The organism is Bacillus sp. NPDC060175 (assembly GCF_042728695.1).
Classification (GTDB): Bacteria; Bacillota; Bacilli; order Bacillales; family Bacillaceae_G; genus Bacillus_A.
Genome location: NZ_JBHWYR010000062.1, coordinates 18,936 through 29,962 on the forward strand (window position 1 = coordinate 18,936; position 11,027 = coordinate 29,962).

Sequence of the window (11,027 nt, forward strand, 5' to 3'; positions counted from 1 at the left end):
TTTCAAAGCCTCTTTCTATCTTTTAGAAAGAGGCTTTTTTACGTGAAAATAAAAGGAGGAAGAAAAATGGGAGCGACAGGGATAACGTCACAAAGAAAAACAATTGAAGAGAGTATAGAAAGAAATAAGGAAAAGTACATACAAACAAGTCACGATATTCATGCGAATCCGGAGATTGGTAATCAAGAATTTTATGCATCAAGAACGTTAAGTTTATTACTAGGTAGTGCAGGATTTCAGTTACAGCATAATATAGCCGGTCATGAAACAGGTTTTATCGCACGGAAAAGTTCAGGGAAAAAAGGACCAGTTATCGCATTTTTAGCTGAGTATGATGCTTTGCCAGGACTCGGTCATGCGTGTGGTCATAATTTAATTGGCACAATTAGCGTTGCGGCAGCAATCGCATTATCAGAAACGCTTGAAGAAATTGGGGGAGAAGTTGTCGTATTCGGGACGCCAGCAGAGGAAGGCGGACCAAATGGTAGCGCAAAATCGAGTTATGTAAAGACAGGTTTATTTAAAAACATTGATGCGGCGCTTATGATTCATCCGAGCGGAAAAACAGCGACGACGAGTCCTTCACTAGCAGTCGATCCACTTGATTTTCATTTTTACGGAAAAACAGCTCACGCCGCAGCTTCACCAGAAGAAGGGATTAACGCATTAGATGCGGTAATTCAGCTCTATAACGGTATTAACGCACTTCGCCAACAACTTCCGTCAGATGTGAGAATTCATGGTGTCATTACTGAGGGTGGAAAAGCACCTAATATTATTCCTGACTACGCTGCAGCAAGGTTCTTCATCCGCGCAGCAACGAGAAAAAGATGTGCGGAAGTAACAGAAAAAGTAAGAAACATCGCAGAGGGAGCAGCACTAGCAACAGGTACAAAAGTGAAAATTCATCAATTCCAAAATGAAATCGATGAATTACTCGTAACAAAAACATTTAATGACGTCGTAGCCGAAGAACTAGAATTACTAGGTGAAGACGTAAACCGTAAAGAAAGAGTAGGAATCGGTTCAACAGATGCTGGAAACGTAAGTCAAGTCGTACCGACAATCCATCCGTACATTAAAATCGGTCCAGATGACTTAATTGCTCATACGAATGAATTTAGAGAAGCGGCACGTTCAGAACTAGGAGACAAAGCGTTAATTACATCGGCAAAAGCACTAGCAAATACAGCGTATCGATTAATTACCGAAGAAGGGTTGTTAGAGAAGGTGAAGGAGGAGTTTGGGGAGGCGCAGAGGAATCAGGGATAGGGAAGAAGGAGAATTATACCCGGGATTTTTTAGTAGGAAATTGAATGGAAAAAGAACCAGCCTATGGCTGGTTTTATTATATTATAAAAGAATTTTTCCACATAAACTTGATATCTGCTACTCCTCTACTTTAGTACCCTCTTATTAGAACGACAATTTCTCTTCAAATTCACTCTTTAAAACAATTAAAGGAGACGATAATCCAAATTGCATTAAAGAATCTAAAAATACAGCGAGAGAATCCATCGAATCGCTCATGACCTTCATCATATAATTAAACTCCCCGCTAATTCGATATAAATCTGTTACTTCAGGAGCAGCATTACAAAATTGGATAAAATCAGAGCATTGGCTTGTTTTGAACATAATGAATGCTTGGATGTTTTTATTAATTTTGGAAGGCTCAAATTTCGTTCGGTAAGCCGCTATAACCCCTTGATCTTCAAGCTTGTTAATTCGTTCTTTTACAGCAGGCTGCGTCATTGATATAATTCGTCCTATTTCTGAAACAGAGATTCTCGCATTTTCATATAGCAAGTTCATAATTTTATGATCGATTTCATCCAGTTTTACTGCGTTTTGCATTGTGTAGCCTCCTTGTTTTGTTTTCTAAAGTAAATAGTAAATTATAACTATAATAACATAAGTTAATTAACTAAATTACCTGTAAATCTATATTTAAAATTATTGGTATTTGAATAAAAATATAAGTGTAGGATTTATTAAACGGAAATTTAGGGAGGATGGAAAAAATGAAAAATCTTGATGGGAAAGTAGCGTTAGTAACAGGAGCGAGTCGCGGCATTGGCCGTGCCATTGCAATGAGATTGACGAAAGATGGGGCATTAGTTGCGATTCACTACGGCCGAAATAAAACAGCTGCAGATGAAACGATTAGTGAGATTGAATCTAATGGAGGAAAAGCGTTCGTAATTGAAGCTGAGCTCAATTCAATTGATGGTGTCAAAAAGCTAGTAGAACAATTAAAAAATGAATTACAAACAAGAGTTGGTACATCAGAGATTGATATTTTAGTAAACAATGCAGGCATAGGTACACAAGGAACGATTGAAAATACGACAGAAGAAGTTTTTGATGAAATTATGGCCGTAAATATGAAGGCACCGTTCTTCTTAATTCAGCAAACATTACCATTACTACGAGCAGAAGGGCACATTATTAACATTTCGTCAGCCGAAGTACGGCTTGGTTTTACAGGATCAATTGCATACGGTTTAAGTAAAGGTGCGCTTAATACGATGACTCTTCCTCTAGCTAAACATCTTGGAGAAAGAGGTATAACAGTGAATACAATTATGCCGGGATATACGAAGACAGATATTAATGCGAAATTGCTAGATAATCCAGAAATACGAAATTTTGCTACGAATTCATCTGTTTTCGGGCGAATAGGGCAAGTTGAAGATATTGCAGATGCAGTAGCGTTCCTTGCTTCTTCTGATAGTCGTTGGGTAACGGGGCAGATTTTAGATGTTTCTGGAGGGTTTTGTTTATAGGGAGAATCACTCTATAATTATTAACTTAAGATTATTTAATGGCTATAGAGACTTCACCTCTCGAAAATATTTTAACTATTGAGTTGTAAAAAAAACCGTAGTTTTTCATATTTGGAAAGGCTATGGTCTTTTTTACTGGTGGCACGGATATGATGAGAGGAAGTTGGTTTATACTAATCAAAAAAAATTGATTAATCAGTTGCATAAAGAACTCATCAGCGTATATACTATAAATATCAAAAAAACTTGATGAAAGGGAGTGAATTATAGTGGCACAAGATTTTCAGCTATATGAGAAAAAATTCAAAGCGTTGGCTGATCAGAAACGTTTAGAGATTATGTATGAACTTTGCCAGCGAGGACAGACGTGTGTATGTGATTTAACAGAGATTTTTGAAATGACACAATCTAAGTTGTCATATCATTTGAAGATTTTATTAGATGCCGGTTTAATTGTAAAAGAAACAAAAGGTACGTGGAGTTATTATGATTTAAATGATGCGGAAGTTAATAATTTATTATCAGAAGAATTGTGCTGTGTTTTTAGAAAAACAGGAAAAGGTAGCTGTTGTTAAAATTTTACGCTATTAATCAAAAAAAATTGATTAATAGTATGTAAAGGAGAAGGATTAACTATGAGATATGTTCATGTCGGTATAAATGTTACTAATTTAGATAAGTCTATTGAATTTTATGAAAAGGTATTTGGTGTGTCACCAGTTAAAGTGAAAACAGATTATGCAAAATTTTTATTAGAAAGCCCGGGGCTTAATTTTACACTTAATGTACGAGATGAAGTGAAGGGGAATCAGGTGAATCATTTTGGTTTCCAAGTGGATACAGCTGAAGAAATTATATTACATAAAGAAAGATTAGAAAAAGAAGGTTTCTTTGCGCGTGATGAGATGGATACTACTTGTTGCTATGCAGTGCAAGATAAGTTTTGGGTAACGGACCCTGATGGGAACGAGTGGGAATTCTTTTATACCAAAGCAGATAGTGATGTTCATAAAATTGAAGAGTCATCTTGTTGCACGACTTCTAATGAGGTAGATAAAAATTCTTGTTGTTAATAGGAGATGGAAAATAAAATGAAACGTTTATCTTTTCTAGATCGATATTTAACACTATGGATCTTTCTAGCTATGGCTGTTGGGATTGGTTTAGGGTTTGTGTTTCCTAGTGTAGTAGACGGTCTGAATACATTACAAGTTGGCACGACGTCTATTCCGCTTGCTGTTGGTTTAATTGTAATGATGTACCCACCATTGGCGAAAGTTCGTTATGAGGAAATGGGGCGGGTATTTAAAGATGTAAAAGTGTTAGTTTTATCTTTAGTACAAAACTGGATTATTGGTCCGGTACTTATGTTTGTTTTAGCCATTATTTTTCTTCCTGATAAACCAGAATATATGGTCGGACTCATTATGATTGGCTTAGCACGTTGTATTGCAATGGTAATTGTTTGGAATGATCTAGCTGATGGTGATAAAGAATATGCAGCTGGTTTAGTTGCTTTTAATTCGGTATTCCAAATGTTGTTCTTCTCAGTTTATGCATACGTGTTCGTAACAGTAATCCCGGAATGGTTAGGAATTGAAGGGGCTATTGTTAGTATTACAATGGCAGAAGTTGCGAAATCAGTATTTATCTATTTAGGAATCCCTTTTATTGCAGGTATGTTGACACGATTTGTATTCGTAAAGTTAAAAGGAAGACAGTGGTATGAAAAGGTGTTTATACCTAAGATTAGTCCACTTACGCTAATTGCATTGCTATTTACGATCATCGTTATGTTCTCTTTAAAAGGGGAAATGATTATTAGTGTACCATTTGATGTAGTAAGAATAGCAATTCCGTTATTCATTTATTTTATTGTGATGTTTTTTGTTTCTTTCTTTATGGGAAAAAAAATTGGTGCAAACTATCCGGTGACAACAACGTTAGCATTTACAGCAGGTAGCAATAACTTTGAATTAGCGATTGCTGTAGCAGTTGGTGTGTTTGGTATTCATTCCGGTGCGGCATTCGCAGCCGTTATCGGACCGTTAGTTGAAGTACCTGTAATGATTGCACTTGTAAATGTCGCTTTTTGGTTTAAACGTAAATATTTTAATGACCAACCAGTCTAAATTTAAAAACAAAGGTGGAAAACAACATGGAAAACAAAAAGACAATCTACTTTTTATGCACAGGAAATTCATGCCGAAGCCAAATGGCAGAAGCCTGGGGGAAGAAATACCTAGGAGACAAGTGGCATGTATATTCTGCAGGCATTGAAGCACATGGAGTGAATCCAAATGCTATTAAAGCAATGAATGAAGTAAATATCGACATAACAAATCAAAAATCAGATATGATTGATTCAACTATTTTAAATAATGCCGATTTAGTCGTTACTCTTTGTAGTCACGCAGATTCTGTCTGTCCTTCGACACCTCCGCACGTAAATCGTGTTCACTGGGGGTTTGATGATCCAGCGGGAAAAGAGTGGCCTGAGTTTCAACGTGTTCGCGATGAAATCGGTGAACGAATTCAACGATTTTCTGAAACAGGTGAATAAATAAAGGAAAGAGTCAATCTTCTATTGTATAGGGGATTGGCTCTTTTTTCTATACATAGTCACTACTGCATTGGTTTACAACAACTATCTCAACGAATGCAGAATATTATGTAAGAATGATATAGTTAGAATGGTAGTCTGCCTCTATTAAATTTATATATAGAAAAAAACACTATTGGTAATTAACGATGAATAAAATTTTGGTTTTTAGAGTAATCGAGATAGTAATCATAAAAAATAGCGTGTAATAAAAATTTTTTCACATGAAAGGAAAAAAGGATGAAACACATAATAAAAGACTTATTAATGAATTATTTTAAAGAAATTCATTCAATAGCAGTGGAAGAAGAATTACATAATAATAGTTGGAATACAGATTTACACTATAAAATTATGGTGAATGGAAAGCGATATTCCGCACGGTTTATGAATAGCAAGCGAACAATTAATCCAGTTTTTGAGGCGTTATCAAACGAACAACTGAAAGAGCAAGTACGGTATACGTATTATTTACGCGAGCAGGGGATTCCTTTTATGCAAATTAACAAGAATAGGGCAGGAGATTCATTTACGTTTTTCACTTGGAATGATAAACAGTACCGATTTGTATTGTCTAATTGGATTGAAGGAGAACATATTACACTTTGTACAGAAGCTATCGCAGAAGCATTTGGAAAGGAAGCAAGAAAGATTCAAGATATTTCTAGTGCATTTCAAAGTTCGATTTTTCAAAAGAAATCTCATTTGGATGGGTATGTTGAGTTTATTAATATGTTAGAAAGTAAGGCAAGCGCATGTAAGGAATTGCGGGAGTATATAGATCTTGCTAAATATCATATAGAGTGCGCATATACGAGTGAATTAGAGTTTATCGTACAAACAGACTTAAATCCTTTGAATGTTTTATGGTGCTCAAGTCAACAGGTAAAAGGAATTGTAGATTTTGAATCTATTAGTTATGTTGATCGTATTGAAGGGTTAGCCTTTTTAATAAAGTGGTATTCCCGAACAGAAGGAATACAGTCTCATGAAGTATGTTCAAGTGTTGCTAGGGCATTTTTAGAAGGGTATAAGGCTTATAATATTGTAAACTCAAATGATTACAAAAGACTTTCTTCATTATTATGGTTATCCGGTAGTTTGAATTGGAATTTTGTGAAGAAAACGTTAAGTGTGTTAGATGATGAGAGAGGATTAGAGGAACATTTGAAAGTTTATAGAGTAAGGGGAGGAAGGTTGTCTTCATTGTTAATTTGTAGATAACATTTTTTCTCTTTTGGGATTTATAAAACAAAACATATGAGGTGTTCAAAATGAAAATACAAATTGTATTGTTTAACGGTTTCGGAGAGATTGTCTCTTTCACGCCGTTTGAGGTACTCAAAAGAGCGATAGAAGAAGGGGCTACATTTACGGTTGAATTCGTTTCGAGTGAACCGAAGCAGGAGGTTACTACCTCGTTTGGAGTTACGGTTAAATTAAATGATTTTTTACGAATGGATAATCGTCCAGATTTGTTAATTGTGCCAGGTGGTGGCTGGAATCATAAAGCTGAACATGGAGCACGAAAGCAAGCAGAGCTTGGAACTCTGACCGAAATGATTAAAGAGATGCACAACGAAGGTACGATTGTTGCTGGAGTTTGTACAGGAGGTATGTTACTAGCTGCATCCGGTATATTGAATAATAAAAAGGCAACAATGCATCATTTGGCGCAGGATGAAATTAGTAAATATGGAGCAGAACTTCTTCATTACAGAATTGTGGATCAAGGCGATATTATTACTGCAAGGGGAGTTACTTCAGGAATTGATTTAGGTCTTTGGATCACGGAAAGGTTTGCAAGTCCCAAAATTGCAGCTGCTGTTGAATATAGAATGGAATACGAGAGGCGAGGTGTTGTTTGGAAGTGATTTGACTTTAATCATAGTTTTTTGCTGTAGAGCGTATTACATGTTCTAAAAGAGAAAGAGCCAACTCATACGAGTAGGCTCTTTCGTTTATACACTATATTGCCGTTTTTTACAGTAATATCCTTTCCAGAAGATCATAGAATGGATAATGTATTTTGTTTCATAGTGATAATGATTTTTATTATATATTCATAAATTAGTAAAAAGTAGTTTACAAATTTGTATTAGGCTTATATAATTTGACTCATATAAAAAAGTTTCCTCAAGGAAACTTAGGTGTGAATTTACATTCATATTATATTTTTTTGTTCGAAAGTTGCCTTTGTGCAAAATAATTATATTAACGAAAAAAAGAAGGGGTAATACATAAAAAATGAGTGAGGCTATAATCGTCAAAGATTTGTTTGTATCCTATCAAGGGAATCAAGTAGTTCAAAACGTTTCCTTTGAAATTGAAAAAGGAAAACTCGTTGGAATTATTGGTCCAAACGGAGCGGGAAAATCTACTTTAATGAAAGCTGTATTAGATTTAATTCCAAATGATAAGGGATATGTTCAAATTCTTGGAGAAGATATTCGAAGCGTTAGAAAGAGTGTTGCATATGTACCGCAAAGAAGTGATATAGATTGGGACTTCCCGATTACAGTTTTAGATGTCGTGTTAATTGGAACGTATCCATCTTTAGGTATGATGAAAAGACCGAAGAAAGAGCAGCGGGATTGGGCATTTGAATGCTTAAAGAAAGTCGGAATGGAAGAGTTTAAAAACCGTCAAATTGGTGAGCTTTCAGGTGGACAACAACAACGTGTCTTTTTGGCGAGAGCTTTAGCACAAAAGGCGGAGATATTCTTTTTAGATGAGCCGTTTGTTGGAATTGATGTAACGAGTGAAGAGACAATCATTACAATTCTGAGAGAATTACGTAAAGAAGGAAAAACAATTGTCGTTGTACATCATGATTTAAGTAAAGCAGAATCGTATTTTGATAAATTACTATTATTGAATAAAAGCTTAATTCATTACGGAGAAGTACGACAAGTATTAGAACCAACCGTTATGTCAAAGGCATATGTAAATCAAGGAATATTGTTTAATAATGCAGCGGAGGTACATTCCTCATGAAGATTGTAGAATTTATAGATGCATTAACGCAGTACAGTTTTCTGCAGAAGGCGTTATTAACTTCCGTTATGGTAGGAGTTATTTGTGGTGTAATAGGATGTTTTATTATTTTACGAGGTATGGCATTAATGGGTGACGCCATCTCACATGCTGTTCTTCCAGGAGTAGCGCTTTCTTATATGATTGGAATGAATTATTTCATAGGAGCGGTTTTAACAGGTGTTATTACTGCAGTTGGAATTGGATTTGTAAGTCAAAATAGTAGAATTAAACATGATATGGCGATAGGGATTATGTTCACATCTGTATTTGCTATAGGGATTATTTTAATTACGTTTATGAAGAGTAGTTCTGATTTGTATCATATTTTATTCGGAAATGTCCTATCAGTTCGTTCTTCTGATATGTGGATGACACTTATTATCGGAGTGGTCATTATTGGGCTTGTGATGTTGTTTTACAAAGAATTACTCGTATCCACTTTTGATCCAACGATGGCGCAAAGTTACGGATTACCGAACAAATGGATTCATTATGGCTTAATGATTCTACTTACAATGGTTACAGTAGCATCACTTCAAACTGTAGGGATTATTCTAGTTGTCGCTATGCTTATTACACCAGCGGCTACAGCGTATTTATTAACAAATCGTTTATGGGTCATGATTTATTTAGCTGCAGGTATTGGTGCACTTTCATCTGTAGTAGGGCTATATTTTAGTTTCTCTTATAATCTTGCTTCAGGTGCAACAATTGTTCTTGTCGCAACATTCTTGTTCGCATTGGCATTCTTTTTCTCACCGTCACAAGGTTTGTTTTGGAGAGCTATCAAAATTAGAAAAAATAGAGCAGAGTTGTCATAATTGATTGGAGGATAAAAATGAAATTTAAAAATGTTTTATTATCGGTGATTTGTATTTTCGTATTTGCATTAACAGCGTGTTCTAGTAACACAAATGGAAAAGAAGAGGGTAGTGGAAAATTAAAAGTTGTAACTACATACTCCATTATATATGATATGGTGAAGCAAATTGGCGGAGATAAAGTTGAGATTCATAGTCTTGTTCCAATTGGGGCTAACCCGCATGAATATGATCCACTACCAAAAGATGTTATGAAAATGACTGATGCAGATATGGTGTTTTACAATGGATTAAACCTAGAAGAGGGCGGAGCATGGTTTAAAAAACTATTGAAAACTGCAAACAAATCAGAAAAAGATGCACCGGTTTATAAAGTAAGTGAAGGTGTAGAGGCTATTTATTTAGAAACTAAGGGATTAGAAAAAGAACCAGATCCACATGCATGGATGAATATTAAAAATGGTATTTTATATGCTGAAAATGTGAAAAAGGCATTAATTAAAGAAGATCCTAAAAATAAAGAGTTCTATACTAAAAATGCCGACAAGTATGTAGCAGAACTTCAAAAGTTACACGATGAGACAGTGAATAGAATTCATCAAATCCCTGAGGAAAAACGTTTTTTAATCTCTAGTGAAGGTGCTTTTAAATACTTTGGAAAAGCATATGACATTAAGACGGGATACATTTGGGAAATTAACTCGGAAAACCAAGGTACTCCAGATCAAATTAGAGATGTTGTAGGTGTAATTCAAACAAACAAAGTGCCAGCCTTATTTGTTGAAACAAGTGTAGATCGACGTAGCATGGAAACTGTTTCAAAAGAAACAAACGTGCCGATTGCAGGGACAATTTTTACAGACTCACTAGGTAAATCAGGTGAGGATGGAGATACTTACTTGAAAATGATGAAATGGAATACAGATACAATTATTAATGGGTTACAAAAATAAAATCTAGCTAGTGTAACTATTGAAGTTCTATAAGATCAGAAAGAGCCAACTCATGTGAATTGGCTCTTTCTTTTAAGTATCATGTTTATTAATAATTTGGCTGAATATATCTTAGTTATATTCGCTTCGTAACAGCTTCTAAAGAAGATGAAACAATATTACAAGAAGCATCACCTTCAAAAATCCCATTAGCCTGTAAAATGAGGGAAGTTCAACATAATGGACATAAACGGTGCTTATACATGTAAAGTAAGAGGTCACTAAAATGAATAAAGACTGCTAATATTGTAGGATTTGGTTGGGAGAATTTAAAGAATTATGAAAGATTAAAGGATAAAATACAACTCTTGCGCTTGCTAAGTATGAAGATGCGTTACAATTTTACGTATCTACTAAAATCAATATAAATTTACATCGTTCACCAAGTGATCAGGAATTGAATTGTAATTCTGTAAATATCCAAGCATATTCAGTAAATAATAGGACGTTTGAAATTAATGCCGTAGGTTCTTTTCAATTAACTGATATACGCCCAGATGTATCAAAGCATTATACACCAGGTGTCGAAATAGAAACTTTTTATAGTGCATCGGAGTATTATTTGGAACATGTACAAGAAAGAAAACGTATAGCAAAAAATGGGCTGGATAGGACTTTGAAAAATCACACATATGATAAACGAATGCTACAATTATTAAACTATATTAATTTCATGGGCGTGAAGATGTAGTCTAATTATTAACTTAAATATATTAGCATTGGTAAACATGAAGTTAAGCGTTTAGTGCTTTCAACTAGAGTTAACTCTCGCATTCTATAAAAA

Annotated in this window: 12 protein-coding genes and 1 pseudogene; 12 read left to right on the forward strand and 1 reads right to left on the reverse strand. The window is 34.9% G+C overall.

Annotated features, from left to right (window positions below):
* The first annotated feature begins 66 nt into the window (after nt 1-66).
* Nucleotides 67-1,272: a M20 family metallopeptidase gene (locus tag ACFWDE_RS23620; RefSeq protein ID WP_377895066.1), complete on the forward strand. Its 1,206-nt coding sequence runs from the start codon at nt 67-69 to the stop codon at nt 1,270-1,272.
* Nucleotides 1,273-1,416: 144 nt separating this feature from the next.
* Here the strand turns inward: ACFWDE_RS23620 and ACFWDE_RS23625 are convergent, their stop codons facing one another.
* Nucleotides 1,417-1,857: an Lrp/AsnC family transcriptional regulator gene (locus tag ACFWDE_RS23625; protein ID WP_377895068.1), complete on the reverse strand. Its 441-nt coding sequence runs from the start codon at nt 1,855-1,857 to the stop codon at nt 1,417-1,419.
* A gap of 167 nt (nt 1,858-2,024) precedes the next feature.
* Here ACFWDE_RS23625 and ACFWDE_RS23630 point away from each other — a divergent pair, with 167 nt between their 5' ends.
* The 11 genes and pseudogenes from ACFWDE_RS23630 to ACFWDE_RS23680 form a co-directional block, all read left to right on the forward strand.
* Nucleotides 2,025-2,789 (forward strand): SDR family oxidoreductase, encoded by a 765-nt coding sequence (locus ACFWDE_RS23630; protein WP_377895069.1) that lies wholly within the window; start codon nt 2,025-2,027, stop codon nt 2,787-2,789.
* Between the two features lie 269 nt (nt 2,790-3,058).
* Nucleotides 3,059-3,364: an arsenical resistance operon transcriptional regulator ArsR gene (gene arsR, locus ACFWDE_RS23635; RefSeq protein ID WP_289399268.1), complete on the forward strand. Its 306-nt coding sequence runs from the start codon at nt 3,059-3,061 to the stop codon at nt 3,362-3,364.
* A 60-nt stretch (nt 3,365-3,424) separates the two neighbouring features.
* Nucleotides 3,425-3,862 carry an ArsI/CadI family heavy metal resistance metalloenzyme gene (locus ACFWDE_RS23640; RefSeq protein WP_377895071.1) on the forward strand — a complete coding sequence of 146 codons (438 nt, stop codon included), beginning with the start codon at nt 3,425-3,427 and terminating at the stop codon, nt 3,860-3,862.
* Nucleotides 3,863-3,880: 18 nt separating this feature from the next.
* The gene (gene arsB, locus ACFWDE_RS23645) at nt 3,881-4,921 is read left to right on the forward strand and encodes an ACR3 family arsenite efflux transporter (protein WP_264538685.1); all 1,041 of its coding nucleotides are present in this window, start codon (nt 3,881-3,883) and stop codon (nt 4,919-4,921) included.
* Nucleotides 4,922-4,947: 26 nt separating this feature from the next.
* The gene (gene arsC / locus ACFWDE_RS23650; RefSeq protein WP_377895072.1) at nt 4,948-5,352 is read left to right on the forward strand and encodes an arsenate reductase (thioredoxin); all 405 of its coding nucleotides are present in this window, start codon (nt 4,948-4,950) and stop codon (nt 5,350-5,352) included.
* A 279-nt stretch (nt 5,353-5,631) separates the two neighbouring features.
* Nucleotides 5,632-6,615 carry a phosphotransferase gene (locus ACFWDE_RS23655; protein ID WP_377895075.1) on the forward strand — a complete coding sequence of 328 codons (984 nt, stop codon included), beginning with the start codon at nt 5,632-5,634 and terminating at the stop codon, nt 6,613-6,615.
* 50 nt (nt 6,616-6,665) lie between these two features.
* The gene (locus ACFWDE_RS23660) at nt 6,666-7,265 is read left to right on the forward strand and encodes a DJ-1/PfpI family protein (RefSeq protein WP_377895077.1); all 600 of its coding nucleotides are present in this window, start codon (nt 6,666-6,668) and stop codon (nt 7,263-7,265) included.
* Between the two features lie 373 nt (nt 7,266-7,638).
* A complete protein-coding gene (locus tag ACFWDE_RS23665) occupies nt 7,639-8,388 on the forward strand; it encodes a metal ABC transporter ATP-binding protein (RefSeq protein ID WP_377895080.1) in 750 nt (249 codons plus the stop codon).
* Nucleotides 8,385-9,251, forward strand: coding sequence for a metal ABC transporter permease (locus ACFWDE_RS23670; RefSeq protein WP_002165479.1), 867 nt, complete (start codon nt 8,385-8,387; stop codon nt 9,249-9,251). Before ACFWDE_RS23665 ends, ACFWDE_RS23670 begins: the two co-directional genes overlap by 4 nt.
* A 17-nt stretch (nt 9,252-9,268) precedes the next feature.
* Nucleotides 9,269-10,204 carry a manganese ABC transporter substrate-binding protein/adhesin MntA gene (gene mntA / locus ACFWDE_RS23675; protein ID WP_377895082.1) on the forward strand — a complete coding sequence of 312 codons (936 nt, stop codon included), beginning with the start codon at nt 9,269-9,271 and terminating at the stop codon, nt 10,202-10,204.
* A gap of 272 nt (nt 10,205-10,476) precedes the next feature.
* Nucleotides 10,477-10,934, forward strand: a pseudogene (locus ACFWDE_RS23680) (glycosyltransferase family protein); the annotation flags it as partial.
* Nucleotides 10,935-11,027 lie beyond the last annotated feature (93 nt).

Excerpts from the sequence above, each read along its gene's own strand:
- mntA (WP_377895082.1), top strand. The coding sequence starts at position 9,269 with ATGAAATTTAAAAATGTTTTATTATCGGTGATTTGTATTTTCGTATTT.
- ACFWDE_RS23655 (WP_377895075.1), top strand. The coding sequence starts at position 5,632 with ATGAAACACATAATAAAAGACTTATTAATGAATTATTTTAAAGAAATT.
- arsB (WP_264538685.1), top strand. The coding sequence starts at position 3,881 with ATGAAACGTTTATCTTTTCTAGATCGATATTTAACACTATGGATCTTT.
- arsC (WP_377895072.1), top strand. The coding sequence starts at position 4,948 with ATGGAAAACAAAAAGACAATCTACTTTTTATGCACAGGAAATTCATGC.
- ACFWDE_RS23625 (WP_377895068.1), bottom strand. The coding sequence starts at position 1,857 with ATGCAAAACGCAGTAAAACTGGATGAAATCGATCATAAAATTATGAAC.
- ACFWDE_RS23620 (WP_377895066.1), top strand. The coding sequence starts at position 67 with ATGGGAGCGACAGGGATAACGTCACAAAGAAAAACAATTGAAGAGAGT.
- ACFWDE_RS23640 (WP_377895071.1), top strand. The coding sequence starts at position 3,425 with ATGAGATATGTTCATGTCGGTATAAATGTTACTAATTTAGATAAGTCT.
- ACFWDE_RS23670 (WP_002165479.1), top strand. The coding sequence starts at position 8,385 with ATGAAGATTGTAGAATTTATAGATGCATTAACGCAGTACAGTTTTCTG.
- ACFWDE_RS23665 (WP_377895080.1), top strand. The coding sequence starts at position 7,639 with ATGAGTGAGGCTATAATCGTCAAAGATTTGTTTGTATCCTATCAAGGG.
- ACFWDE_RS23630 (WP_377895069.1), top strand. The coding sequence starts at position 2,025 with ATGAAAAATCTTGATGGGAAAGTAGCGTTAGTAACAGGAGCGAGTCGC.
- ACFWDE_RS23660 (WP_377895077.1), top strand. The coding sequence starts at position 6,666 with ATGAAAATACAAATTGTATTGTTTAACGGTTTCGGAGAGATTGTCTCT.